The sequence below is a fragment of the Halobellus sp. EA9 genome (assembly GCF_051195055.1).
In the GTDB taxonomy this organism is placed as follows: domain Archaea; phylum Halobacteriota; class Halobacteria; order Halobacteriales; family Haloferacaceae; genus Haloquadratum; species Haloquadratum rubicundus.
This window is the reverse complement of sequence record NZ_JBNTJW010000001.1, coordinates 343,831-367,248: the sequence shown is the minus strand read 5'-3', so window position 1 is coordinate 367,248 and position 23,418 is coordinate 343,831. Positions and strand designations below refer to the sequence as shown.

Annotated in this window: 26 protein-coding genes; 12 read left to right on the top strand and 14 right to left on the bottom strand. The window is 66.2% G+C overall.

The features are described from left to right. The first annotated feature begins 27 nt into the window (after positions 1-27). The gene (locus ACQUQ0_RS01905) at positions 28-2,436 is read left to right on the top strand and encodes an ATP-dependent DNA helicase (RefSeq protein WP_435183036.1); all 2,409 of its coding nucleotides are present in this window, start codon (positions 28-30) and stop codon (positions 2,434-2,436) included. Between the two features lie 14 nt (positions 2,437-2,450). On the opposite strand, the gene ACQUQ0_RS01900 is transcribed toward ACQUQ0_RS01905, so the two are convergent. After that, the gene (locus ACQUQ0_RS01900; RefSeq protein ID WP_372388216.1) at positions 2,451-2,633 is read right to left on the bottom strand and encodes a DUF7576 family protein; all 183 of its coding nucleotides are present in this window, start codon (positions 2,631-2,633) and stop codon (positions 2,451-2,453) included. A 164-nt stretch (positions 2,634-2,797) separates the two neighbouring features. On the opposite strand from ACQUQ0_RS01900, the gene ACQUQ0_RS01895 reads away from it, so the two are divergent. Then, entirely contained in the window at positions 2,798-3,028 is a 231-nt protein-coding gene (locus ACQUQ0_RS01895) for a DUF7511 domain-containing protein (protein WP_435182810.1), read from the top strand. Between the two features lie 33 nt (positions 3,029-3,061). Here ACQUQ0_RS01895 and ACQUQ0_RS01890 read toward each other — a convergent pair whose 3' ends face one another. The 7 genes from ACQUQ0_RS01890 to ACQUQ0_RS01860 all read right to left on the bottom strand — a co-directional run bounded on the left by ACQUQ0_RS01890 (position 3,062) and on the right by ACQUQ0_RS01860 (position 10,750). Next, positions 3,062-4,162: a CheF family chemotaxis protein gene (locus tag ACQUQ0_RS01890; RefSeq protein WP_435182807.1), complete on the bottom strand. Its 1,101-nt coding sequence runs from the start codon at positions 4,160-4,162 to the stop codon at positions 3,062-3,064. Further along, entirely contained in the window at positions 4,159-5,820 is a 1,662-nt protein-coding gene (flaJ, locus tag ACQUQ0_RS01885; RefSeq protein WP_435183035.1) for an archaellar assembly protein FlaJ, read from the bottom strand. Before flaJ ends, ACQUQ0_RS01890 begins: the two co-directional genes overlap by 4 nt. Positions 5,821-5,977: 157 nt before the next feature. Further along, the gene (locus ACQUQ0_RS01880; protein WP_435182805.1) at positions 5,978-7,648 is read right to left on the bottom strand and encodes a type II/IV secretion system ATPase subunit; all 1,671 of its coding nucleotides are present in this window, start codon (positions 7,646-7,648) and stop codon (positions 5,978-5,980) included. Further along, the gene (locus ACQUQ0_RS01875; RefSeq protein WP_435182804.1) at positions 7,648-8,400 is read right to left on the bottom strand and encodes an ATPase domain-containing protein; all 753 of its coding nucleotides are present in this window, start codon (positions 8,398-8,400) and stop codon (positions 7,648-7,650) included. Before ACQUQ0_RS01875 ends, ACQUQ0_RS01880 begins: the two co-directional genes overlap by 1 nt. A gap of 3 nt (positions 8,401-8,403) precedes the next feature. Next, positions 8,404-8,856: a flagellar protein G gene (locus ACQUQ0_RS01870; RefSeq protein ID WP_435182802.1), complete on the bottom strand. Its 453-nt coding sequence runs from the start codon at positions 8,854-8,856 to the stop codon at positions 8,404-8,406. Next, entirely contained in the window at positions 8,857-9,300 is a 444-nt protein-coding gene (locus ACQUQ0_RS01865) for a fla cluster protein FlaF (RefSeq protein WP_435182801.1), read from the bottom strand. Then, positions 9,284-10,750 (bottom strand): flagella accessory protein C, encoded by a 1,467-nt coding sequence (locus ACQUQ0_RS01860; RefSeq protein WP_435182800.1) that lies wholly within the window; start codon positions 10,748-10,750, stop codon positions 9,284-9,286. The genes ACQUQ0_RS01865 and ACQUQ0_RS01860 overlap by 17 nt, the downstream gene beginning before the upstream one ends. Positions 10,751-11,059: 309 nt before the next feature. On the opposite strand from ACQUQ0_RS01860, the gene ACQUQ0_RS01855 reads away from it, so the two are divergent. Continuing rightward, positions 11,060-11,821 (top strand): RAD55 family ATPase, encoded by a 762-nt coding sequence (locus ACQUQ0_RS01855; protein ID WP_435182799.1) that lies wholly within the window; start codon positions 11,060-11,062, stop codon positions 11,819-11,821. Between the two features lie 151 nt (positions 11,822-11,972). On the opposite strand, the gene ACQUQ0_RS01850 is transcribed toward ACQUQ0_RS01855, so the two are convergent. From ACQUQ0_RS01850 to ACQUQ0_RS01840, 3 genes are all read right to left on the bottom strand, one after another. After that, the gene (locus ACQUQ0_RS01850; protein WP_435182798.1) at positions 11,973-12,605 is read right to left on the bottom strand and encodes an archaellin/type IV pilin N-terminal domain-containing protein; all 633 of its coding nucleotides are present in this window, start codon (positions 12,603-12,605) and stop codon (positions 11,973-11,975) included. Positions 12,606-12,614: 9 nt separating this feature from the next. Next, complete coding sequence (locus tag ACQUQ0_RS01845) at positions 12,615-13,277, bottom strand: archaellin/type IV pilin N-terminal domain-containing protein (protein WP_435182796.1); 663 nt, start codon at positions 13,275-13,277, stop codon at positions 12,615-12,617. Between the two features lie 369 nt (positions 13,278-13,646). After that, positions 13,647-13,985, bottom strand: a complete 339-nt coding sequence (locus ACQUQ0_RS01840) for an ArsR/SmtB family transcription factor (protein WP_435182795.1) — start codon at positions 13,983-13,985, stop codon at positions 13,647-13,649. Between the two features lie 241 nt (positions 13,986-14,226). On the opposite strand from ACQUQ0_RS01840, the gene ACQUQ0_RS01835 reads away from it, so the two are divergent. The 8 genes from ACQUQ0_RS01835 to ACQUQ0_RS01800 all read left to right on the top strand — a co-directional run bounded on the left by ACQUQ0_RS01835 (position 14,227) and on the right by ACQUQ0_RS01800 (position 20,804). Continuing rightward, positions 14,227-14,784 (top strand): DUF7500 family protein, encoded by a 558-nt coding sequence (locus ACQUQ0_RS01835; protein ID WP_435182794.1) that lies wholly within the window; start codon positions 14,227-14,229, stop codon positions 14,782-14,784. A gap of 90 nt (positions 14,785-14,874) precedes the next feature. Continuing rightward, positions 14,875-15,243 carry a chemotaxis protein CheY gene (gene cheY / locus ACQUQ0_RS01830; RefSeq protein WP_372388241.1) on the top strand — a complete coding sequence of 123 codons (369 nt, stop codon included), beginning with the start codon at positions 14,875-14,877 and terminating at the stop codon, positions 15,241-15,243. Next, positions 15,240-16,490, top strand: a complete 1,251-nt coding sequence (locus ACQUQ0_RS01825; RefSeq protein WP_435182793.1) for a chemotaxis protein CheC — start codon at positions 15,240-15,242, stop codon at positions 16,488-16,490. The genes cheY and ACQUQ0_RS01825 overlap by 4 nt, the downstream gene beginning before the upstream one ends. A gap of 56 nt (positions 16,491-16,546) precedes the next feature. Then, positions 16,547-17,119: a chemotaxis protein CheD gene (locus ACQUQ0_RS01820; protein WP_435182792.1), complete on the top strand. Its 573-nt coding sequence runs from the start codon at positions 16,547-16,549 to the stop codon at positions 17,117-17,119. A gap of 515 nt (positions 17,120-17,634) precedes the next feature. Then, complete coding sequence (locus ACQUQ0_RS01815) at positions 17,635-18,171, top strand: FlaD/FlaE family flagellar protein (RefSeq protein WP_435183034.1); 537 nt, start codon at positions 17,635-17,637, stop codon at positions 18,169-18,171. A 71-nt stretch (positions 18,172-18,242) separates the two neighbouring features. After that, positions 18,243-19,319: a hypothetical protein gene (locus ACQUQ0_RS01810; protein ID WP_435182790.1), complete on the top strand. Its 1,077-nt coding sequence runs from the start codon at positions 18,243-18,245 to the stop codon at positions 19,317-19,319. A 156-nt stretch (positions 19,320-19,475) separates the two neighbouring features. Continuing rightward, positions 19,476-19,913 carry a universal stress protein gene (locus ACQUQ0_RS01805; RefSeq protein ID WP_435182788.1) on the top strand — a complete coding sequence of 146 codons (438 nt, stop codon included), beginning with the start codon at positions 19,476-19,478 and terminating at the stop codon, positions 19,911-19,913. 87 nt (positions 19,914-20,000) lie between these two features. Next, positions 20,001-20,804, top strand: a complete 804-nt coding sequence (locus ACQUQ0_RS01800) for an RIO1 family regulatory kinase/ATPase domain-containing protein (RefSeq protein WP_372388249.1) — start codon at positions 20,001-20,003, stop codon at positions 20,802-20,804. 358 nt (positions 20,805-21,162) lie between these two features. On the opposite strand, the gene ACQUQ0_RS01795 is transcribed toward ACQUQ0_RS01800, so the two are convergent. The 3 genes from ACQUQ0_RS01795 to ACQUQ0_RS01785 form a co-directional block, all read right to left on the bottom strand. Next, positions 21,163-21,594 (bottom strand): SRPBCC family protein, encoded by a 432-nt coding sequence (locus ACQUQ0_RS01795; RefSeq protein ID WP_435182787.1) that lies wholly within the window; start codon positions 21,592-21,594, stop codon positions 21,163-21,165. A 59-nt stretch (positions 21,595-21,653) separates the two neighbouring features. Further along, positions 21,654-21,878 (bottom strand): DUF7123 family protein, encoded by a 225-nt coding sequence (locus tag ACQUQ0_RS01790; protein WP_435182786.1) that lies wholly within the window; start codon positions 21,876-21,878, stop codon positions 21,654-21,656. Between the two features lie 62 nt (positions 21,879-21,940). After that, positions 21,941-22,132, bottom strand: a complete 192-nt coding sequence (locus ACQUQ0_RS01785) for a DUF7525 family protein (protein ID WP_372388255.1) — start codon at positions 22,130-22,132, stop codon at positions 21,941-21,943. A gap of 118 nt (positions 22,133-22,250) precedes the next feature. Between ACQUQ0_RS01785 and ACQUQ0_RS01780 the strand changes: the two genes are divergently transcribed. Next, positions 22,251-23,417, top strand: coding sequence for an LEA type 2 family protein (locus tag ACQUQ0_RS01780; RefSeq protein WP_435182785.1), 1,167 nt, complete (start codon positions 22,251-22,253; stop codon positions 23,415-23,417). Position 23,418: the final 1 nt, after the last annotated feature.

Sequence of the window (23,418 nt, the reverse complement as noted above, 5' to 3'; positions counted from 1 at the left end):
GTGACGGATCCACTCACCGACACCGATATGAGCGCGGCCCAGCGAGTCCCCGACGTGAGTTGGCAGGCGGTCTTCGGTCACGACGAGCCCTACCCGGAACAAGCCGACGGCATCGACGCCACGATCGACGCGGCCGACGACGACGGCTTCCTGGTCGTCGAGGGGGCCTGCGGGACCGGCAAGACGATGCTCGCGCTCACCGCGGGGATCGACCGCGTCCGCGACCCCGACTCGAAGTACGAGCGCGTCCTCGTCCTGACGAGCGTCAAGCAGCAGCTCCGCCAGTTCGAGGCCGACCTGGAGGCGATCAACGCGAACCTCCCGATCGACTGGCGCCCCGTCTCGGGGCTGACGCTCGTCGGCAAGGCCGACGTCTGCCCGTACAGTCGCGAAACCGTCGCCGGAGTCGACGACGAGACCGTCTACGACCGCTGCGAGGGGCTCCGCGAGCGGACCCGCAACCTCGTCGGCGAAGACGGTCAGACGTCGACGGGGACGCTCGTCTCCGAGGCGAAGGCGACCCAGACCGGCCTGTTGGACACGGGGGCCACCCAGGGCCCCGACTACTTGTCGACGGCCGGCGAGCCGACGCCGTTCCTCCCGGAGACCGCCGAGTACGCCGACACCGAGTACTGCCCGTTCTACGCGACGTTCCTCGACGACCTCCCGGAGGACGGCGACCCGGTCGAGGCGGTCCCCTTCGACCTGACCGACCGCGGCCACATCGACACCGACGATCTGGTCCGTCTGAGCGCCGGCTACGGGACGTGCCCGCACTCGGTGATGGGCGCGGTCCTCCCGCACGTCGAGGTCGTCCTCGGGAACTACTACCACGCGTTCGACCCGCAGACGGTCGGCTCGTTCACCGGCGCGCTCGTCGACGACGCGACGTTCGTCGTCTGCGACGAGGCGCACATGCTCGAACCGCGCGTCCGCGACCTCGTCAGCGACGGGGTCGGCCTGACGACGCTCCGGGACGCCGAACAGGAACTGACGCGCGTGATCCAGCCCGTCGAGTTCGACGACGCGGGGAAGGACGCGGCGGGCGGGAGCGAGACCGGGAGCGCCGACGCCGACCTCGTCCGGGGCGAACTCGCGGACTCGGACGTGACGCTGCGGGAGCTCCGGGAGGTCAGGGCGTTCGTCTCGGACCTGCGCTCGGAGATCGACCGCCGCGTGAAGGCCCACCTCGACCGCTCGCTCCCGGACTGGCGGGCGGACCTCTCGCGGCTGGAGGACGACGAGATCCCCCTCCGCGACCCCGAGGCGCCCGCGGTCGACGACCTGACGGAGTGGGCCGACGACGCCGGCTACGACGGGGGGACGTGGGTCCGCGCCGAATCGGTCGGCGCCGTGGTCGCGCGGATCCTGAACGAGGCCGAAGACGAGGACGTCCGCCGGGCCGCGCCCGCGGCCGGCCGCGCGCTGGCGAACTGGAAGCGGTGCGATCACGTCTCGTACTTCCGGGAGATCGAACTGGAGCGGACGTGGGACGAGACCGAGTCCCGAAACTCCTGGCGCCGCGCCTACAACGCCCGGCTCGCGCTCCACAACTGCGTTCCCGGCGAGGCGATCGCCGAACGGCTCGGGGAGTTCGGCGGCGGCGTGTTGATGTCGGCGACGCTCGAACCGATGGACGTCTTCCGGGAGGTCACCGGCCTCGACGCGCTCGCCGAGCGAGGCCGACCGGTCGAAGAGCGGACCTACGGGCTCTCTTTCCCGGCGGCGAACCGCGCGTCCTTCGCGGTCGACGTCCCGAAGTTCACCCACGAGAACCGCGGGCGGCGGGGCGAGTCGAACCCGACGCGGCGGGCGCACGTCGACGCCGTCGCCGAGATCGCGCGCTCGCCGGGGAACGTCCTCGTCGGGATGCCGAACTACGGGGAGGCGTCGTGGATGGCCGAGGCCCTCGCCGATCGGCTCGACCGGCCGGTCCTGCTCGACGAGTCCTCCGGCGACGACGCGACGGAGGCGCTCAAGGTGGAGTTCTTCGGCGGCGAGCCGAAGGTGCTCGTGACGAGCCTCCGCGGGACGCTCACCGAGGGCGTCGACTACCGCGGGGACCGGCTCGCGGCCGCCGCCGTCTGCGGCGTCCCGCTGATCGACACCTCAAGCCCCCGGACGCGAGCGCTCCGGACGGCGTACGACCGACGGTTCGGCGGCGGAGGGTCGGACGGTCGGAACGGACGGAGCGGTTTCGAGACGGCGCTCACCGTCCCGGCGGTCCGGAAGGCGCGGCAGGCGATCGGCCGCGTGATCCGCGGCCCCGAGGAGGTCGGCATCCGCGCGCTGATCGACGCGCGCTACGCTCGCGCGTCGTGGGACAGCGTCCGGGAGTACTTACCCGAGACAGAGCGCGAGGAGTTCGATCCGGTGAGCCCCGATATGCTCGGGTACGGCGTCGATCGCTTCTGGTCGCGCGCCGGCGAGGAGTAGCGACGTCAGACCCGCTATCCGTCGTACTCGGCCTTGCACTCGGGAGAACAGAAGTGGCGAGAGGCGACGCGGCCGTCCTCGACCCAGGTGACGACGCGGTGGGTCGGCGACTGGATGATCTTCTCTCCGCAGGCCGCACACTCCGGAGCGTCGGCTTCGTCGACGTCTTCTCCGAGTTCGGAAGTCGGGTCTACCATTCTCTCCGAGTCATTGGCGCTCCGGCCCACTTGATACTGTCGAACGGCCGGGAGCGCGCCATCGCGCGCCGGCCGCCGCGCGGGCCGGTGCGGTGCCCGCCGGGGTTTCTCGCCGACAGTAGTAGTTTAATACGTCCGAAGCCTGGCTACGGGTGTGGACTGAGATGTCCGATCCTTCCGGCCCCCCAGAGAGTCGCAGTTCGGCGCCGCACGCAGAGCACTCCGCGGTACGGACGCCGGACGGCCGATTCGAGCTTCGCTGCGTCGTCGTCCGCTACGAGCGGCGACCGGACCGGTGTACGGTCTATCCGCGGCGCGAGAGCTGCTGTGAACACGTCGACGCGTGGTTCTCGGCCGACGCCGACGCGTTCGTCCCGCTCGACGAAATGCGCTGAGGGGGCGGTCGGTACACGGACGTTTTTCGCCGTTCAGACGTTGATGTCCTCGAACTCCTCGTTGACGATGAACCGCCCCTGCGGGGTGAGGTCGACCGGCGGCTCCTCGTCGGTGATGAGGTCGTCCTCGTGGAGCGATTCGAGCCTGGCGTCGAGTTCGGCCTCGCCGATGTCGAGCAGCGACGCCAGATCGATGTCCTCGCCGGTGGAGTAGAGGCCGACGAGCACCTCAAGTTCCTGTTCTTCGACCTCGACGTCGCGGACGTCGCTCTTGATCCAGTGGTAGATCAAGCGGAGGTACCGCCCGAGGATGTTCATCTTCCGCCGCGAGGTCATCGAGATCTCGGAGGTGACGGTCTGGCCGTTCTCGACGTGTTGGACCGAGAGGACGAGCAGCGTCTCGTCGTCGTCGGTCGTGCGCTCCATCACCTCGAAGAAGATGACCGAAGCGAGGTCGATCGAGAACGGTTCGTCCTGATCGGTCTTGATGTCGCCGCCGGTGAACGAGACCGACTCGTAATCGAGGTGCAGCCCGGTCTTTCGAGTCGGGGTGTCCATCACGCGGCCGCCGACCTTGGCCGGGTGGGTGACGAGCGCCGTCGAGCCGTTGAGCGTCGCTCGGAAGAGCAGAAGCGAGAACTTCTCGATCAGTTCGCGGTCGCCGCCGATGACGGTCGTCCGGCGGTAGTCGCCGTCGATGTAGCCGACCATCACGGTGTAGTCGAAGAACTCCTCGACTTCCGGGGGCACCTGGCCGACCGCGATGTCGAAGATCGAGGTGATCGGCACCGTCGTCTTGGTCTCCGAGGTCGCGAGGACGAGCCGCCGCCCGCTCATCAGGACGCGTCCCTTCACGGGGTCGAAGGCGGCGTCGCCGCCCGCGACGAAGTTCGCGACGAAGTCGACGACGATCGACTCCCCGTCGGGCGTCTTGGGTCGGTTTTTCCCCGTCGATTTGGATTTGGATTTTGCCTTGGATTTGGATTTGGCGTTCCCGTCCGCGTCGCCGCCGGACGCCGATTCGTCCTTGCCGCTCTGCTTCCGGTAGGCTTCGAGCAGCTCCGACCGGCCCTGCGCCGCCTCGCCGTGCTCGGCGCGCTGGTCCGTCCCCTCGTCGGATCCCGTCGCCGTCATACGCTGATCAGCCCCCCGGCGAGCGACGACGTCAGGACGGCGCTCCCACAGCCGATCCATACGAGGACGACGAAGTGGAGGTAGGCGTTCGTCTTGTGGCCCCCGTCGACCATCCGGATCATCAGCGACGAGAGGACGGCGTTGAAGAGGATGATGAGCGAGAGGAGGTACTCGATGATGGGGATGTCGTAGACGCCCGCGTATATCAGCTGGCCGAACTCGAACTGCGCGAGGTTCATACTCGACGAGAACGTCGCGAGAATCTCGACGATCTCCAGCCCGATGAAAAAGGAGAACGACGCCGACGCGGTGATGCCGTACAGGACCCCGATGAGCGTCACCGTCTTCTGCTGGCGCTGTTGGCGGAGCTTGATGACCTCGTTCATGTTGTTCGAGATCAGTTCGCCCAGCTGCTTCGGCGTCCCACCCATCTGTCGGCCGACGAGGTACATCTCGGAGAACTTCTGGATGAGGTACGAACTCGTCTCGGCGGTAAAGAGGAACCACGACCGGTCGGGTTCGACGCGCATGTTCAGCCGGACGTAGAGCCGGTCGATCTCCCGCGACAGCACGCCGAAGTCCTTCTCCCGGAGCGTCTCCAACACGGCGCGGGTGGTCGACTGCTTCGCGCTCTCGGAGGCGCCCAGCGCCCGGATGAAGCCCGGGTACTCCTCGTCGCGTTCTTTGATCGCGTTTTCGTGGTGTCGCGCCACGAGCCCGGGCACCGCCAGCGGCGTCACCGGGGCGGCGATCAGCACCGGGATGGGTGTATCGAGCATCACCCGCTGGACCGCCTGTCCCACCGGCGTCAAGCCCATCGTTCCGACGCCCAGAATCGTGATGAAAAGGAGGCTCAACGCGACGGCGCCGTAGAGCGCGATGTCGATCTGGCGGTCGATCTTCGTTCGGTACTCGTCCTGCTGGTACCACAGCGGGTCGTACGGCGACATCGTCCGGATGACGAAGTAGAACCCCAACTGGACGAAGACGAAGAGCACGATGACGGCCGCGATCGTCATCGTGGCGTCGGTGCCCGTGAGGATCGGGAGCACGATCGCGTTGATGATCGCGAACGTCATCGAGAGAATCATCGAGAGATAGAGGTCCTTCATCACTTCGAGGTTCCCGAGCGCGCCCTCGTAGACGGTGATGTACTTCTGGATCATCGTCTGCTGTTCGCCGAGCAGGAAGTCGTCGAGGCTCTGGCCGGCGTTCAGCGAGTACGCCAGCCGGTCGAGGAAGTCGCCGAGTTCCTTCGAGGGAACGACCCGCGCCCGCCGCCGGAGCGCGTCGTCGAGCGACTGATTCCAGGTGTCGACGAGCTCTGTGATCCGCCGCATCTCGACGGCGAGCTCGCCGTACTCCTCCTCGCGGCCGAGCTGTCTGAACACGGCCACGCGGTCGATGTTCGTCGTCGAAAGGACCGTCAGGTGCGTGATGACGAGGTGGAGTTGGTTTTCGAGCCCGCGACGCTGCTGCTCGACGAGGAGCCGCGGGTACAAGAGGCCCGCCACCAGCATCAACAGCCCGAGCAGGAAGATCGGGATCCGCACGAGCACCGGCAGCGGCAGCAGCACCGCGCCAGCGACGCTGACGGCGAAGAGGACCGCCGTCGGCAGGAGGACCGTGAGCGCGTACTTCCGGTTCTCCATCGGCATCCGCTCGTAGGAGTCGATGACAGACGAGAAGAAGCGCTCTAGCTGCTCCCGCTGGGCGCTGAGGCCGACGTTCGTGTCGGTGCCGCCGGAGCCCGAGCCGGCTTCGGTCTCGCTCATCGGTTCGCCTCCGTCGCGGTCGATTCCTGCTCGGCGCGTCTCATCCTTCGATCCTCGTCATATCGAACGGGAGCCCTTCCGTGCCGTCCCGCTGGAAGTCCTGAATGAGTTCGTTGACCTCGTGGTAGCCGACGATGTTCTCCTGGATCGCCCGCCGGATGATCTCGGTTCGGAACTCGATGTCCTCGTAGATCTTCCGGGTGTCGTCGTACCCGAGCAGCGTGGCGATCTTCTCCTCCATGATGAAGGAGTTGTTCCGCCCCTGGAAGACGATCTCGTCTTCGACGGGGTCCCAGTAGAACGCCTCGCGGGTGACGACGCCGCCCATCTCCTTGGAGTAGCCCTCGATCTCCTGGACCGAAGTCACCCGGCGGAGCGTCTCGTTGCCCCGCTTCACCCGGTTCTGGAACAGCGCGATGTCACAGTTCGACATGAACGTCTCGGGGACGTTGATCGGGTCCCCCGTGAACCGCTGGATCATCGAGACGATGTCGGACGCGTGGAAGGTCAGCATCACCGGGTGGCCGGTCTGGGCCGCCTGGAACGCCATCCGACCCTCCTCACCACGGACCTCCCCCACGATGATGTAGTCGGGGCGGGAACGGAGCGCGGCCGCGACCAGGTCGAACATATCGACCTCCGAGTCGGCGCCGCGCCCCTCACGCGTGAGGAGTTGCTGCCAGGTGTCGTGTGGCGGCAGCACCTCGGCGGTGTCCTCCGCCGTGTAGATCTTGGAGTCCCGCGGGATGAACGACGTGATGGCGTTGAGCGTCGTCGTCTTCCCCGAGGCGGTCTCGCCGACGACGAACACCGTCCGCTCGTTTTCGAGCGCGATCCAGAGGTACGCCGCCAGCTCCGGGGAGAGCGTTCCCCACTTCGTGATCTGGAACACCGACAGCGGGACGTCGTCGCCCTGACGGATCGTGAGCGAGGAGCCCTTCAGCGAGACGTCGTCGGAGTAGATGATGTTGATACGCGACCCGTCCGGGAGCGTCGAGTCGACGATGGGGTGGGCGTCGGAGACGGGGTCGCCGATCCGCTCGCCCATGTTCCGGAGCCAGTTGTCGAACTGCTCCGAGGAGTCGAACTCCACGGTCGTCTCCAGCAGCCCGAACTCCCCGTGGTCGACGTCGACCTGGCGGGGCCCGATGACGTGAATGTCCTCGTTCGCCGGGTCGCGCATAATCGGTTCGAGCGGTCCGAGCCCGACGATGTCGCGGACGAGCCGGTAGCGGACTTTCTCGTAGGTCTCCTCGGTTACTTCGAGCGGCCCGAGTTCGAGCCGCTGGACCAGTTCGGCCAGCCGTCCGTGGTCTTCGGTCTCTAGGGTGACGATCTCTTCGAGCAGTTCCTGGATCCGCTCTTCGTATTCTGTGTCCTCCGTCGGCGCGGGCTTTGCGACCGACCGTTCGAGGAGCTTGTCTTTGACCTGGCCGAAGAGGTCCTGTTCGTTGTCGTCGAGCTCCGGCTCGATGGTGTAGTACTTCGTCGTCTCCCCGAAGTTGCCGTAGACCTGGCAGTAGACGGGGCCGCCGAGGTGGTAGATGATGTTCGGCCGCCGCGACTCGTAGCCGTCCGGCTCGTCGACGAGCATCGGGAACTCCCCGGTGATCTGCCGGAAGCGCTTGAGGTGGTCGCGGAGGTGGCCCCACTGTTGTGCGTGCCGCTTCAACTCGCTGTCGATGCTCGCAGAGCCGTGTTCCGTCGCCATCAGGCAACACTCCTGGACTCGATGACGATGCCGATGCCCGAACGGACCGAGAAGCCGACCCGGTCGCCGACCTGCTGGCCCATCCCGGCGAAGCGCTTCACAAAGATGTTCCGTCGGACGTCGTTACCGACCTCGACCATCTCCAGTTCCAGGTAGACGTCCGCGATCGACCGGAACGGGCCGATCGCCTCCTCGTCGACCGTCGAGGGGTCGACCGTGAGCACGATCGTCTTGCCCTTCGTGGTCAGATCGCGGAAGAAGGAGATGATCTCTAAGGCGGCCTGCCGCTCTTCGTTCTGGCGGACGAGCGCCTCGAACTTCGGGTCGTTCCGGAGGATGGCGTCGAAGGTGTCGACGATGACGACGTCGCCCTCCCAGAGCGTGTCGGCCTCCATCATCCGTTTGAGGAACTGCTTGCGCTCGTCGTCGCTCTCGCCGCCGGTGAGCGCCCCGCGGGCGTCGATCTCCGCGGGGATGAAGAGGATCTGCTCGTCGAGCAGGGGCTTGACGACGTCGTAGCTGAGAGAGTTCATCTGGTCGAGGAAGCCCCGAACGCCCAGCTCGGTCGAGATGAGCGTCGTCACCACGTCCTCCTTGGTGAACCCGTAGGTGAACCGCTGTGAGAGGACGCTCTTTCCGGCCCCGTAGTCGCCCTCGATGAGGACGATCGAGCCCTTGGGGATGCCGCCGCCGAGTTCCTTTTCGAGCCGGTCGTGGTCTTTCAGTCCGAGCGAGTATTGGTTCGATGCCATAGATTAGACGTTGAATCTGAAGGTCTCCTCGTCGCCGTCGACGACGAGCGTGACCCGGTGGTCGCCGTCGCCGAGGTTCGGAGCGCCGATCTCGACCCTGACGACCCCGTGCGGCGTCCACTCGTCCGGATCGCCTTCGCCGTCGACGAGCGTGACCGTCACGTTCGTCCGGTACTCCGCGTCGACGATCACGTCGAAGGTTTGGTTTGTCGCCGGTAATGTCCGCCTGCCGGTGTTCTTTACGTACAGCGTGATGGTGTCGTTGCTGTAGACGGTGCCCTCGGAGTTGCTGATCACCTCGAACTCGGTCGCGATGTTCTTCGCGACGTCGGCGCCGCGGTCGTCGAGCGCGCCGCTGATGCCGGTGACGGTGTCGATGAGGACGCCCGCGACGCCCGCCGCGATGACGATGCTCGCGATGAAGAGGATCAGGCTCGGGACGGAGACGTCTGCCATCTAACTCCCCTCCACCGTGGTGTTGGTCGACGAGACGCCGTTCTGCGCGACGACCGTGACGCTGTCGGGCTGTGCGACGTTCGTGACGGTCAGCGTGAGCGTCTGACCGGTGGCCCAGACATCGGTGTCGGCGTCGCCGTCGACGGAGGTCTCGTCCGGGACCACGTACTCGTTGTCGACGAGGAGGCTCGTATCCGCGACCGACAGGGTCGTCGTCCCGTCGTTCGTCGCGTTGACGACGAGGTCGTTGTTGCCGCTCGCGTTGTAGACGACGCTCGTCACGTCGATCGCCGTGTTCCGGCGGTCGAGCAGGTCTTCGGACTTCTCGTCGCGGGCCTCCGAGAGCTGCTCTGCGCTGCCCGCGGCCGCCGTGTAGAGCGTGCCCGAGGCGATCAGGACGCCGAGGAAGATGACGGCGGTCGACCCGCTAACGCCGAATCCCACGGGACCCACCTCCGAGCGCCGACAGCTCCTCGAGGAGCCGCGACTCGTTGACATCGCCGGCGAGTCGGCTGATGTACGTCAGACTCTCCCTGTGGTGTTCGACCCGCAGGTCGCGCGGGCGTTCGGTCTCCCCGGCGGTGGCGGCGTTGCGGACGTGCTCGCACATCGTCCGCTCGACCTCCTTCGTGATCCATTCCTGGGACCGGTACTGTCGCAGCGCCCGCGCCGCGCCGATCGCTCCGCCGACGTCGACGAGGAACCGCGTCCACTCCAGGACGACCGATTCCGCCGTGTACCGCGCCGGCAGTTCGGTGAGGTACGCGTCGGATCCGGCGGCCGCCTGCTGGCCCGTTCCGTTCGTCGCCGGCGTCTGTGACGATGCCGCTTCAGTCTGTTCGGCCTGCATCGATGCTGTCGATTCCATCGTTCCGTTTTGTGCTGCGTCCGCCGCCGACTCGGTCTCGGTCTCGGCTCCGTCATCGCTTTCTGCCTCGAAGAGCGACTCGTCGGAATCGACCGCCTCGGGTTCGCCGTCCGCTTCGGCCTCGAATCCGTCGCCGTTTTCGAGTTCGTCGCCGACGTGGTTCTGCATCTCCTCGAACTCGTCTTCACGTTCGTCTTCGCCTTCCGCGTCTCCCTCGGCGAGTTCGCCCTCGGCCTCGGCGTCCTCTTCGTCTTCGAGGTCGTCCCAGCCCTCGTTCTCTTCGTACTCCTCTTTCAGATCGTCGAAGCTGGCGCCGCCGCCGGCGCCGCCATCGTCGGCCCCGTCGTCGTCTTCGTCGAGGGCTTCGGCCGGATCGGCCCGCTCTTCGTCGGCGAGTTCGTCCTCGGCGGCGAGTTCCGCTTCGTCCTCTTCGGCGTCGAGGTCGCCGAAGTCCTCGTCGAAGAACGACTCGGCGTCGGCGTTGGCGACCTCGCTGTCGAGGTCCTCTTCGCTCTCTTCTTCCATCTCGAAGAGGCCGAACGCGCCGTCGCCTTCGAGGCCGCCCATCTCGCGGGCGTCGTCGACGAAGGGGTTGATCCCGCGGGTGACCATCTCGTAGATGTCGAGCAGCTTCCGGATGGTCTCGTCGAGCTCTTCGACGGTCTCGCCGATCTGTTTGTTCTCCTCGCGGACCGTGTTCATCCCCGAGGAGATGGAACTGACCTCGTTTTCGAGCTCGGAGATGCGGTCTTCCATCTCGGCGATGGTGTCGGCGTCGACCTCCGAGCCGCCGAAGTCGTCGCCGCCTCCGCCGCCGTCGAAGCCGCCCATCTCGCCGTCGAGGCCGTCCATCCCGCCGTCGTCGAACCCGTCTCCCATCCCGTCGCCGAGGTCGTCGCCTCCGCCGTCGTCGAGGTCGCCCATATCGCCGTCGAAATCGTCCAGATCCTCGTCGAAGCCGAGCCCGTCTGTGGCGAGCGTGTCGGACTCCTCGTCGTCGCCGTCCATCCAGTCCATCACGCCCATTCCGATCCCTCCCGGTCGCCGAATTCGGCCGGTATCCGACACGACTGTCGCGGCGGATCACAGCCTCCTACGGACCGAATCGGGCCGCCCGTCCGCCCGGTCCGGTCGTCCGGTCTCGATGGAACAGGTAGCATTGCTCTGAATGTCCCAGCATCGGTACAAGAAGGTTCGCTCCAAATTATCGCTCGTGATAGAACCGGTGTGGCGGGGTTTCGGTGTCGCCGCTCTGTCACCGAATCCAGGGGCGAAGAATTATCCGGGTGCGGGACCGACGCATCACCTAACACCTACCAGGGAGTGATCTCACGTATGCCAGAATTCGTCAAGACCGGCGTGGAGGGGCTCGACTCGATCCTCAACGGGGGTATCATCGAGAACGCGGCCGTCCTCGTCAGCGGAAATCCCGGTACCGGAAAGAGCCTGCTCGGCCTCCAGTACCTCTACAACGGCGTTGATATGTTCGACGAAGGCGGTATCTACCTCACCTTCGAGGAGACGAAAGACGACATCAGCCAGGCCGCCGAATCGATCGGCTTCGAGAAGTGGGACGAGTTCGTCGAGGAGGGCCGCATCAAGATCTACGACAAGCGGACGCTGCTGCGGAGCGGCGACTTCTCAGACACCCTCGATACGATCCTCGACGACCTCCAGGACACCCAGTACGACCGGCTCGTGTTGGACTCGCTGACGATGTTCCAGCTCTTTTTCGAAGACGAGAAGGAACAGCGCCAGTACCTCCTGAAGTTCATCGACATCCTGAAAGACAGCGGGCTCACCTCGATTCTGACGATGGAACAGTCGGCGGTGTTCCCTGAGACCGAGATCGGCCTGGAGAACTTCCTGACCGACGGGAACATCTACCTGATCCAATCGCCCGCCGGCTCGACGTCGAACCGGTACGTCTGGGTGGCGAAGATGCGCAAGCAGGCGATCAAGAACTCGATGTTCCCCCTCGAAATCGAGGAGGGCGGGCTCAAGGTGTACGAGCAGGCCGCCGGCTTCTCGATGGTCGGCGAGTCGGCGCCGATGTTCGGTGACGGTGACGCGGGCGGCGGTGGCGGATTGGAGTAGGCTCTCTTCGTCTGCGCGCTTTTCGCCCGTTGACGACGGCGTGAACGTCTCGTCGGTCAGTTACTCGAATGGCGTAGCGCAGCCGCTCATCGGATGACGTCCGAGAAAAAGGTGGAAATCGTTCGTCGTCGGTTCGGGGAACCGTGCCGGGTTAGAGCTTGACGGGTTCGCCGGGGTTCTTGCCGGCGAGTTGCTGGGGCATCGTCAGGAGGACCTGGGTCGTGCCGCCCGTCCGGCTCGTGATCTCGAGGCGGACCTGTTCGCCGGTGTCGAGACCGCCCGATTTCGGTTCGATTTTGACCGTATCAATTGTCACTTCATATCGGTCCGACGCACCATTCAGCACGCCGAACGACCCGTCGTCATCGGTAACTTTGGTCAGACGGAATTTCGTGTCCGTACCATCGTTTTGGCCGTCATCAGACACCGATTCGCTGGCATTGGTCAGCGTTTGGACGGTGTCCCCACTGAGGTACTTGATAGAGGTGGAGTTCATATCCACGCTACTGGAGCCGGCGGCGAGTCGAACGGTCATCGTGATGTTGGCGATGTCCTCGTTGCTGCCGACGGTCCCGTGGGTGTTGATGACTTCCACGCGGTTCGTGACCTTGTTGACGCTCTCTTGGCCTGCTTCCTCGGCGGTCGCTTGGAGGAAGCCGGCGGTGTTCACGAGGACGCCGGCCGCGATTGCAGCGACCAGGACCATCGCGATGAACACGATGAGCGTACCGATACCGACCTGACCGCGGTCGTCGTTGTCGTCGTTGAATAATTTTTGGAACATTTGTCTCACCTATAGGGGCACCGGATCGTTGTCCTCTTGACCGGCGAGTTGCTGGGGCATCGTCAGGATGACCTGCGTTGAACCGCCCGAGCGACTCGTCAGTTTGAGTTCGACGGATTCACCGGTCTGGAGTCCGCCACCGCTTCCCTCGACGAGCGAGGTGTTGATGACGATCTCGTAGCGGTCGGCCTGACTGTTCAGAACCGGGAACGAATTGTCGCTGTCGTCGTTGAGTGCGTACGCGGTGAATTGGGTCGAGTTCAGCCCATATCCACCTGATTCAGCAGATACGTTGATATCGCTCGCTGTGCCGTCCGACGAGGTGTTTTTGAAGACCAAATTTTCGGCAGTGGTACCACTGACGTATTTGATAGTGGTACTTTTGAGCGAGACACTGCCGGAACCGGCAGCCATCCGAACCGTGAGGTTCAGGCTATCGACCGCGAATCCGCTCCCGGTGTCGTTGACGATACCGTGGGTACTCACGACGTCCATACGATTGGTGACCTTGTTGACGCTCTCTTGGCCAGCGTCCTCCGCAGTCGCTTGGAGGAAGCCAGCCGTGTTCACCAGCACGCCGGCCGCGATTGCAGCGACCAGCACCATCGCGATGAACACGATGAGCGTACCGATACCGACCTGACCACGGTCGGCGTCGTTGTTTTCGAACATATTGTGTTGTCTCCAGTCTGGCCCCTACCTCCTCCCCGGAGGTGAGGACCGTCGAATTGACAGAATCTCGGTCTGTACATAATGGTATGGATCCAGATATCAGATGTGATATTATAGTTTCAAGACCTGAAACAACGATATCTGCCTACAACAGGTAATTATGCCCCCAATTTTCTATCCCACGATCACGATCGGCACAGAGAGAAACCGGGCGTGTCTTCAGTCGGCCCGGACTTCGACGAACGGATAGCCATAGGGGCGCACTGAACACTCACATGTGGCTCTCGAGGTACGCCCTCGCACGCGCATATCGTCGATGCGAGTCACTCTCGTCGCAGTAGCAACGCGTCCGAGATCGTGCGCACGCAATTATTCGCTGGAGATCTGCCGCCAGACGTCGTCGAGCTTGTTCTTCACTTCGGGTCGGTCCGTGACCTCGATGTTGAGTTCGTCCTCGTTGAACTCGATTATGATTTCGTCGACTTCCCGCCGGTAGACGTTGGTCCGTCGGTGCTCGTCCGAGAGAACGCGGTCGTGCAATTCCAGCAGCCCCGCCCCGGTGAGCTCCTCGATCCGACGATAGCAGGTCGCGATCGGGATGTCGAGCATATCGCTGAATTCCTGGGCGGAGTGGGCTTCGTCGGCAGCGCGCAGGATGTCGGGATTGTACTCGTTCCCGAGCGCTGAAAGCGTCCTGTCGGACTCCATAGGTACTCGACTATTCTGCGTGGAATTACCTCAATGTGACGGTCGTTGAAATATCGGTATTGATACTGAAAACTGACGGCGAGAGCGTCAGTATCGTTGATTTACCGATGATTCGTTCGTTCACAGTCGACTCGAAGGGCTCGACTCGACTTCGCACAGCGCAAATCGAGTCTGTTCCGCCGACCGAGCGGAATTTTGCGCCTGCGATGGCCTTATTATCGCGCCGACGACACCACGAGGTATGGCCCCGGCGGACCCCACAGACGACGCGCACCCCCACGCGCGTGAAGATGAGGGTGTCGTCAGGCCCGACGAACTCGACTACACCGCCTCCGAGCGGGTCGCAGAGCTCGACGAGGGGCGGTACGTCGTCGCGACCGACAACGACGAGACGCCTTCGGTCGACGATGGCGACGAGGAGGCGGTCGAGGACAGGGGCAGCCTCGCCCGCCAGCAGATGGCCCGCTACGTCTCCGAACGGGACGCGGACTACGGGTTCGCGCTCACCGCGGCGTTCGACGGCGAGGTCGCTCACCACGAGCACTTCTCGGACGACGTCGCGACCGCGTTCGGCGAACTGACCTCGTGGTACGTCGATCAGATCGACACCGACGCCTCGACGCGAAAGGCGCTCGCGATCCTCCTCTTGGCGTCGGACACGCAGGTCGCCTATCCCACGAAAGCGCTGGCGTCGGTGCTCGACCGACACGGTCTCAGCCTCGACGATTCGATCGCGGACCTCGTCAGCGCGCTCCGCGGCGAGGGGCTCCAGATCCCGTCGGACCCGCCCGAGGAGTGAGCCAGACCGCTCCGTTCGGCCGTCGCTCTGCTGTATCATCACTGATAATGGGGGCGATGCGTTTATACAGCGTTTCTCGGAAGGGGAGATATGGCACGCAGCGTACTGGTGGTCGACGACTCGGCGTTTATGCGGAACCTGCTGAAGCAGCTGCTGGAAGACGACCACGAGGTCGTCGGAGAAGCCGAGAACGGCGTCGAGGCGGTCGAGCTGTATCGGGAACTCGACCCCGACGTCGTCACGATGGACGTGGTGATGCCGATCCGCAACGGGATCGAAGCCACCTCCGAGATCAAGTCGATCGACCCCAACTCGTCGGTGATTATGTGTACGTCCGTCGGACAGGAAGAGAAGATGCGGGAGGCCGTCGAAGCGGGCGCGGACGGCTACATCACGAAGCCGTTCCAGAAGCCCAACGTCCTCCAGGCCATCGACGACGTGGTGGGCGTCGAAGCATGAACCTGGACATCCAGTCGCTTCGCACGTTCAGTAACCTCGCGCACTCGGGCGCCGAAGAGGCGGCCGGCTCGCTCACGACGCTGACTGGGTTCGACGCGCGCGTCACCGTCACGAAGATCGAGATGGCGACCAGAGACGACGTCGAGCGGGAGTTCCGCGAGCGCGACCTCGTCACCGTCCACATCGGCTTCTCCGGGGCGATCGCGGGCCACACGATCTTGGCGTTCGACCGCGACCGCGCGGTCGAACTCGTCGACGCGCTCGTTCCGGGGGCGTCCGACGACCCCGACAGCGAGCTCGCGACGAGCGGGCTGAAGGAACTGGGTAACATTATGCTCGGCGGCTTCATCGACGGCTGGGCGGACTTCCTCGGCGAGGGGATCGACATCACCACGCCGACCTACGTCGAACTGGACGCCAATCGATCGCTCCGGGACGTCGTCGACGGACCCGCGGCCGGCGACGGCGGGGCAGCCGCCGCGAACGGGACCGGCGGCGCCACCCCGTTGGAGACCGAACTCGACACGGGCCACGTGCTGGCGTTCCGGAACCACCTCGAGACGGTGAACGAGGAGGCGGGCTTTTACATCTACATGCTTCCCACCCACGACTCCGTCGAGACCATCGTCGACGCCGCCGGCGAGGACAACGACGCGATTCCCGTCGAGACGTTCACCTCCTTCTCCCGGATGATCTCCGAAGGCGCCGGGCAGGCCTCCGAGGACCTGACCGCGATGACCGGCATCGACACCTCCGTCGACGTCAGCCGGCTGAGCTTCGTCCCGGTCGAGGGGGTACCGATGGAACTGACAGACGAGGCCCGGCGCGGGGTCGTCCTCGAATTTATGGGGACGCCTTCCGGGTACATCGCGATCCTGTTCGACCACGACTCCGCCGAGAGCGTCGCCGACGCGCTGATGCCGGGGATGGACGCCGACCCGGCGATGCGGCAGAGCGCGATCCAGGAGATCGGCAACATCGTCACCTCCGGATTCCTGGACGGCTGGGCGAACGCCCTGGAGACGACGATCGACATCTCGCCGCCGACCTACGTCGACGACATCGCCTCGGCGATCGTGGACCCGCTCGTGACCGAACTCGCGCGGACCCAAGACTACGCGTTCCTCATCGACTCCGCGATCGTGACGCCCGACGAGACGTTCACCTGCGACATCTACGCGCTGCCGGACGAGCGGGAACTGCGCGCGGCGTTTGACCAACTCGCGCCCGAACCCGAACCGAACTGAGGCCGCGATCCGGTCTCCCTGTGGCCCGGCCGGGCCATCTCCCTCCGAACAAATCAATGAAGGTATACACGACTGACCGATCGACCGATCGATCACGCAGCGAGCGCGTCAAGGTCGGCGTCGCCGACTACGCCGTCGCCGAGACGGGCTCGGAGCTGGTGACGAGCGGCCTCGGCTCCTGTGTCGGGATCGCGCTCGTCGACCCCGAGGCCGGCGTCGCGGGCCTCGCCCACGCGATGCTCCCCAGGGCCAGCGACGGCCGACACGAGACCGACGGCGGAAACCGCGCGTCGTCGGACGGCCCCACGCCGCCGTCCGAGACCCCGAACGAAGCGAAGTACGTCGATACGGCCGTCCGCGGCCTCCTGCGCTCGATGGTCGACGCCGGCGCCGACCGCTCGCGCGTCGAGGCCCGCGTCGCCGGCGGGAGCGCGATGTTCGATTTCGACTCCGGCGAAGGCGGGATCGGCGAGCGCAACGTCGCCGCCGTCGAGGAGGTCCTCGCGGACCACGACATCCCGATCGTCGCGACCGACGTCGGGGGCGACCACGGCCGGTCGCTGTCGCTGGACGCTGCGACCGGCGCGCTGTCCGTCCGTCGGGCGCACGACGACACCCGCGTACTCTAAAGTTCTCGCTACTGAGCCACAGGGGCGAATCCCGCCTCCAGAAATCGAATCTGATAATTTCGCAGGTACGTTTATGAACGCGCCACGAAATCGTCGAGTGAGACCACAGCGGCGGGCGCGCCGCGACAACCCAGGCTATGACCATCGATCCCGACGACTACGACCTCCGAGAACTCAGGCGTATCGCGGACGAGCGGCGGAACGACCGCCGATCGGACGACTCCGACGACGCGGGCGGCTCCCGCTCGCGGTCCGAGGACCGCCGGCAGTCCAACGGCCGCGACTCGCTCGATCGCCCGGACCGGCGACGGCGCGATCGCCGCCGCGACGGCCACCACCGCGGTAACGGCACGGCCGACCGGCGCCGCAACGGCCGCGACGGCCGCGACGATACCGAGCGCCGCAACGACACCGACGGCGACGTCTCGGTCCGGCCGCGCGAGGACGTCACGCCGCCGCGGCGCGGCGACTCCGACCACGCCGACGGTCACGACGAGGTCGTCCGGGCCGACCAGATCGCCCGGGACCTCGGCTTCGGTCGCAACGGCGAGACTCGCGACGGCCGATTCGACTACAGGCGCCGGGACCGCGGGCGCTCGAACGGCGTCTCGCGTCCACGGTCCGGTCGCGGCGACTTCGATCGCCACGACGACGTCGGGCGGTTCCAGTTCGACACCGAGATCCGCGAGCGGCCGCGCGGCCGCGCCGGCGAGGCGCTCCGCCAGAATCAGCTCGAACAGCTCCTCGTCCACGAGACGGCCGCCGCCGAGCGGCTCTCGAAGCCCTACCTCACCACCCTGCCGGACGCCTACGCGGCCGAGCGGATCGTCTTCGACTGGCTGGAGTTCCTCGTCCTCAAGGGCGGCTTCAAGCGGACGATGGACGCCATCCGGTATTACCACACCGTCGACTGGCTCACCGAAGACGTCGAGGCCGAACTCCAGGACTACCTCGTCGGGTTCTCGGGCGAGGTCACGGACACCTCCGAGTTCGACGTCGACGACCACCACCTGAGTCTCGTCTACATCGCGCGCCTCTCGTCGATGCAGTAGGGTCGACGCCCGCCGATTCTGTCACTTCTCTGACCAACAGGGTTTTTAATCCGTTGGCGCTCGGTTCCGGTATGGCCGACGAACAAGACGCGCCGTCCGAGGACGAGACGGACGACAGCGCAGCGGAGCCCGAAGGGCCGACGCCGGTCGGCGTCAAGCTCGGTAGCACACGAACCGTTCTCCAGTACGTCCGCGACAACGAGGTCACCACGGTCCGAACGCTGACCTGCCTCGCCACGTTCGAGGACGCCCTCACGGGCGAGGAACAGGTCCTCTTCGGCGAACAGGCCGCCCAGGAGTACCCCGACAAGGTGGAGTATATGCTCCGTTCGGGTCTCCCCGAGGACGACGAGCGCGCGGAGCTCGCCGCGAAGTTCTTCAACGAGGTCGTCGCGAGCGAGGGCCTCGACGCCAACAGCGCCGTCGTCTACGCGATCCCGACGATCGACAACGAGCCCGGTCTGGAGAACCTCAACCGCGTGATCGAAGAGAGCCCCGTCGGCGACGCCCTCGTCCGGAGCTTCCCCGAGTCGCTCTGCGGCGCGATCCCGGCCTTCGGCGACGACCTGGAGGCGATCGACGAGGTCTTCGCCGCGGTCAATATGGGCTCGACGAACCTCGAAGCCTCGGCGTACCGCCACGGCGAACAGCTCTCGCCGTTCGTCTCCGGCGCGGTCACGGGCAACGAGGTCGACCGCCGGATCGCCAACGCCGTCGAGGAAGAAACCCAGGGTCGGGTCAACATCGACCTGACGACCGCCCGCGAGTACAAGGAAGAACACGCCGACTTCGACGACTTCCAGCCGTTCACCGACGTCATCCAGCAGCCCGGCGGCGGCGCCCACGAGTTCACGATCGAGCGCTCGGTGATGGAGCCGCTCTCGGACTACGTCGACGACGCCGTCGACGAGGTCGCGAACAACTTCCTCGCCCAGCTCGCGAACGACCACATGAAGCCCTACCAGCTCGCGCTCTCGAAGCCGATCGTCCTCACCGGCGGGATGGCCTGCATCCCCGGCATCGTCGACGTCTTCGAAGAGCGCCTCTCGGCCGAACTCGACCGCGACGTCGACTGCATCGCCGCAGACCGGCCGGACCTCGCGCCCGCCGAGGGCGCCCGCCGGATCGCCGAGCGGCTGATCGACTGACCGGCTGATCGACCGATCGACTAACTGGCTGATCGACCGATCGACTGACCGGCTGATAGATCACGGCTGGCGACCGGCGGGCGGATTCCGTCGGTCGATTCTCACTCCCTGGCAGTCACCCAAACGACTACCCCGCGGGTCGGCGTATCCTCGCGTATGTACGAACGCATCCTCGTTCCGACCGACGGCAGCGACTGCGCCGACTACGCGGTTGAGCACGCGATCGACATCGCCGAGCAGTACGGCGCCGAACTCCACGTCCTCTCGGTCGTCGACTCCCGCGACGTGAGCCACAGCGCGCCCGCGATCAGCCCCCAGCAGGTCGAAGAGACGCTCCGCGAGCGCGCGGAGTCCGTCGTCGAGGCCGTCGCCGACCGCGCCGCCGACGCCGGCGTCGAGGCGGTCACCGCCGTCGAGCCCGGCATCCCGGACGACGTCGTCGTCGACTACGCCGTCGACAACGACTGCGACCTGATCGTGATGGGGACCCACGGCCGGACCGGCCTGGAGCGGTACCTCCTCGGGAGCGTCACCGAGCGGACGGTCCGCCGTTCCGCGGTCCCGGTGCTCACGGTCCGCGCGAGCGACGAGTAGCGCGGCGTCGGTGCCTCGGCCGCGCTCGACGAGCGGCCGCGGCGTCCCGAGGGCGATATATATACGCCCCGAGGCCTATCTCAGGGTATGGAGCTCCGTCGCCTCCTGCGCGGGCGCGTCGAGTGGTCCCGCCTGGAGGAGGTCGCCCGCGAGATCCGCGACCGCTACGGCCGCGAGGAGGTCCGCGTGCGGTTTCTCGACGCCGACAACTGGCTGTCGACGCCGATGGTCGTCGACGACCGGTGGTTCGTGAAGGTCATCTCCCAGCAGAACTCCATCGTCCACGCGCTCTTCACCACGGGCCGGAACCTCGGGGCGTTCTCCTCGGGGACGGAGGGCTTCTTCGAACACTTCGCCACCCCCGTCGAGATGGCCCGCCACGAACTCGAAGCGACGGAGCGGATGCGCGAGGTCGGCCTCAACGCCCCCGAGCCGGTCGAGGCCTTCGAGGTCGACGGCCTCGGCGTCCTGGTGCTCGAATACCTCCCCGACTTCCGGACGCTCGACGAACTCGACGAGGAGGCGGAGGCCGACCTCGCGCCGGCGCTCTTCGAGGCGCTCGCGACGATGCACGACCACGAGCTCCTCCACGGCGACCTCCGGGCGGAGAACGTCCTCATATTGGACGGCGAGATCTACTTCATCGACGCCACGAACGTGCGCGAGGAGGGCGCGCCCGACGCCAAGGCCTACGATCTGGCGTGCGCCCTCGGCGCGCTCGAACCGCTGATCGGCGGCAAGCGCACCGTCGACGCCGCGGAGTCGGCCTTCTCGACCGAAGACCTCCTCGCCGCCGCGCGCTTTCTGGACTTCGTCAACATCCGACCCGACCACGACTTCGACGCCGCCGTCCTGAAAGGCGAGATCGACAAGCGCGCGTCGTCGCCGTAGCGGTCGCTTCGGCCGGTCGAAGTCGAATGGATTGGCGCGGCCGGAGCGCGGAAGGGAGGTGGCGGGAGCGGGCGCACAGTCTCCCTCTCCGGGAGGAGGGAGCTGAACGCGTGGCCACAGCGGACCCCGAGCACTGTGGCGGATGCGGCGGGTGTGTGCCGACTTCGACGAGAAAAGCGTCGGTCGTCGGCGACAGGAGATAGCGCGGCGACGTCAATAAACCCTCCGGGATGTGCCGACGCTCCGAGCCGCCGCCACGCGCCGCGATCGGGCCCTCATACTGATTACTCTCGTCTCTTACCGCCGAGCGTTGTCAACGGAGATGGCTCTCGGCGGTAACAAGTGAGACTAATCAGTATCACGCGTCGGCTTCGACCGCCCGGCGAAGCGCGCGTTCGAGGTTCTCCAGTTCGGTGTCGAGGTTGCGCTTGAAGAAGCCCTCGACGCCGGGGACGCGGCCGTCGACGACGAACTCGTTGACGAGCCTCGCGCCGCCCTCCGTGGGCTCGATCGTGTGCTCGCCGGTGACGCGCAGCACCGAGGACTTCCCGACGAACTTGACGTACTTCGGGGGGTCGCGGGTGACGTCTTCGGTCTCGACCCTCGCGGTCGAGTTCACGAGCGGTATCGGGAGCCGGACGTGCCACGTCGCGGTCCCCGCGTCCCGGTCGACCTCGTAGCGCTCGACGACGCTTATCGCGTCCGCTCGCTTGCTGGGGTCGGCGATGAAGTCCCACACGGCCTCGGGATCGGCGTCGAACTCGAAGACCCGCCGGACGCGTACCGTCATACACACTCCTCGGTGGCGGAGACAAAAAAGGCCCTGAATCGCGGCGGGGCCGCCCGTTGTCAGCTCCGGGTGACGCGCCACGTCGTCGAACGGGCCCGGCCCCACTTTTCGATCTCGACGTCGTCGGACTTCTCCGCGAGCCGCGGGAGGCGAGCGCCGACCTGCTTGGCCGAGAGGCCGATCGCGTCGGCGATGTTCTTCGCGCGGAAGTAGCGCTCACCGGCGCCGACGCTCTCGCGGAGGTAGGCGACGATCCGTCGCTCCTCTTCGGTGAAGTCGCTCATCTCGCTCCCTCTAGGGACGGTCCGGTCTTAAGCCTCTCGTCCGTTCGGACGCTCGCCGGCGCTCACCCGAAGAGGTGCGTCGCCGAGACCGCCAGCGACGCGGCGACGACGGCGACGGCGAACCCGACGGCCGCGAGCAGCTGCGCCCCGGTCAGCCCCGCGGCGAACATCCCGGCGACGCCGAACAGGGCGACGATAGAAAAGAGGACGGTCAGGCCGAATCCCTTGTCCGTGGTGGCGGAAGCAGTCTCCATACTCCGTCGGTCGACCGGTCGCGACTTAGTTCATACGACTCCGGCCGCCGCCGGCCCGACGCCCGCTCGGGCGGCCTCTCCGACAGCATCTTTAGGGCCGGTCCGCTCCGGAGAGACGATGCTATCGCTCCTGGTCTTCGGGCGGCTCCGGACCGTCGTCGGCGCGCTGCTCGTCGTGGCACTCCTCGTCGGCGGCGCGTTCGCGGCCGGAGTCGTGGGCGTCCCCTCCGTCGCGGGCGTCGAGAACCGCTTCGGCCCCGTGAACGAGACGACCACGGTCGTCGAGACCGACCTCGTCGTGTCGAACCCGAACCCGATCGGCGTCTCGCTCGGCGGCCTCACCGTCGACTACGACGTGCGCCTGAACGACGTCTCGCTCGCGAGCGGCGTCAAGGAGGGGCTCCAGGTCGGCACCGGCAACACCACTGTCCGGTTCCGGACGGCCGCGCGGAACGAGCGGATCCCGCCGTGGTGGGTCTCACACGTCCGCAACGGCGAGCGGACGACCGTGACCGTCGATACCGCGGTGGAGTCGTCGACGCTCGGCCGCACGGTCGACCCGCCGAACGTCACCCGGCAGGTGGAGACGGACCTGCTCTCGCAGTTCAACTCCTCGGAGACCAGGCCCGTGAACGCGAACCGGCCCTTCGTCTCGGATCCGGTCCTCTACGTGAACGAGACGCGCGCGCAGTGGGGGACCGTCACCGACGCCGAGACGCCGATGCGGCTGGACTTCGTCGTCTACAACCCCAAGCCGTACCCGATCGGCGTCTCCCGGCTCGGCTACGACATCACGATGAACGACGTCGCCGTCGGCAACGGCACGACCGACTCCGAGTACGTGATCCCCCCGAAGTCGTCGCGGACGGTCGAGGCGACGGTGTCGATCCGCAACGACCGGATCGACGAGTGGTGGGTGACCCACCTCGAACGGAATCAGGTGACAGACCTCCGGGTCGAGTTCGCCGCGCGCCTGGAGTTGTCGACCACGGCGATTCGGGTCCCGCTGGACTCGCTGACCTACACGCGGACGATCGAGACCGACATCTTCGGCACGAAACCGAGAGTCGAAAACGGGACGGCGACGTCGGAGACCGCGACCGCGACGCCGTCCGAGGGGACGAGTGACGACGCGGCGACCGAGACCGCGTCGCCGACGCCGACCGCCGCCCCGACGCCCGATTCGACCGAGACGGCGACGGCGACTCCGACGCCGACCGCGACCGCGTCGAGCGGCGATTCGGGGACCACGACGACCGACGGCGGGCTGATCGAGATCGGGTAGG

Coding starts and splice junctions, on each gene's coding strand:
- ACQUQ0_RS01905 (WP_435183036.1), top strand. CDS start 28: ATGAGCGCGGCCCAGCGAGTCCCCGACGTGAGTTGGCAGGCGGTCTTC.
- ACQUQ0_RS01900 (WP_372388216.1), bottom strand. CDS start 2,633: ATGGTAGACCCGACTTCCGAACTCGGAGAAGACGTCGACGAAGCCGAC.
- ACQUQ0_RS01895 (WP_435182810.1), top strand. CDS start 2,798: ATGTCCGATCCTTCCGGCCCCCCAGAGAGTCGCAGTTCGGCGCCGCAC.
- ACQUQ0_RS01890 (WP_435182807.1), bottom strand. CDS start 4,162: ATGACGGCGACGGGATCCGACGAGGGGACGGACCAGCGCGCCGAGCAC.
- flaJ (WP_435183035.1), bottom strand. CDS start 5,820: ATGCCGATGGAGAACCGGAAGTACGCGCTCACGGTCCTCCTGCCGACG.
- ACQUQ0_RS01880 (WP_435182805.1), bottom strand. CDS start 7,648: ATGGCGACGGAACACGGCTCTGCGAGCATCGACAGCGAGTTGAAGCGG.
- ACQUQ0_RS01875 (WP_435182804.1), bottom strand. CDS start 8,400: ATGGCATCGAACCAATACTCGCTCGGACTGAAAGACCACGACCGGCTC.
- ACQUQ0_RS01870 (WP_435182802.1), bottom strand. CDS start 8,856: ATGGCAGACGTCTCCGTCCCGAGCCTGATCCTCTTCATCGCGAGCATC.
- ACQUQ0_RS01860 (WP_435182800.1), bottom strand. CDS start 10,750: ATGGGCGTGATGGACTGGATGGACGGCGACGACGAGGAGTCCGACACG.
- ACQUQ0_RS01855 (WP_435182799.1), top strand. CDS start 11,060: ATGCCAGAATTCGTCAAGACCGGCGTGGAGGGGCTCGACTCGATCCTC.
- ACQUQ0_RS01850 (WP_435182798.1), bottom strand. CDS start 12,605: ATGTTCCAAAAATTATTCAACGACGACAACGACGACCGCGGTCAGGTC.
- ACQUQ0_RS01845 (WP_435182796.1), bottom strand. CDS start 13,277: ATGTTCGAAAACAACGACGCCGACCGTGGTCAGGTCGGTATCGGTACG.
- ACQUQ0_RS01840 (WP_435182795.1), bottom strand. CDS start 13,985: ATGGAGTCCGACAGGACGCTTTCAGCGCTCGGGAACGAGTACAATCCC.
- ACQUQ0_RS01835 (WP_435182794.1), top strand. CDS start 14,227: ATGGCCCCGGCGGACCCCACAGACGACGCGCACCCCCACGCGCGTGAA.
- cheY (WP_372388241.1), top strand. CDS start 14,875: ATGGCACGCAGCGTACTGGTGGTCGACGACTCGGCGTTTATGCGGAAC.
- ACQUQ0_RS01825 (WP_435182793.1), top strand. CDS start 15,240: ATGAACCTGGACATCCAGTCGCTTCGCACGTTCAGTAACCTCGCGCAC.
- ACQUQ0_RS01820 (WP_435182792.1), top strand. CDS start 16,547: ATGAAGGTATACACGACTGACCGATCGACCGATCGATCACGCAGCGAG.
- ACQUQ0_RS01810 (WP_435182790.1), top strand. CDS start 18,243: ATGGCCGACGAACAAGACGCGCCGTCCGAGGACGAGACGGACGACAGC.
- ACQUQ0_RS01805 (WP_435182788.1), top strand. CDS start 19,476: ATGTACGAACGCATCCTCGTTCCGACCGACGGCAGCGACTGCGCCGAC.
- ACQUQ0_RS01800 (WP_372388249.1), top strand. CDS start 20,001: ATGGAGCTCCGTCGCCTCCTGCGCGGGCGCGTCGAGTGGTCCCGCCTG.
- ACQUQ0_RS01795 (WP_435182787.1), bottom strand. CDS start 21,594: ATGACGGTACGCGTCCGGCGGGTCTTCGAGTTCGACGCCGATCCCGAG.
- ACQUQ0_RS01790 (WP_435182786.1), bottom strand. CDS start 21,878: ATGAGCGACTTCACCGAAGAGGAGCGACGGATCGTCGCCTACCTCCGC.
- ACQUQ0_RS01785 (WP_372388255.1), bottom strand. CDS start 22,132: ATGGAGACTGCTTCCGCCACCACGGACAAGGGATTCGGCCTGACCGTC.
- ACQUQ0_RS01780 (WP_435182785.1), top strand. CDS start 22,251: ATGCTATCGCTCCTGGTCTTCGGGCGGCTCCGGACCGTCGTCGGCGCG.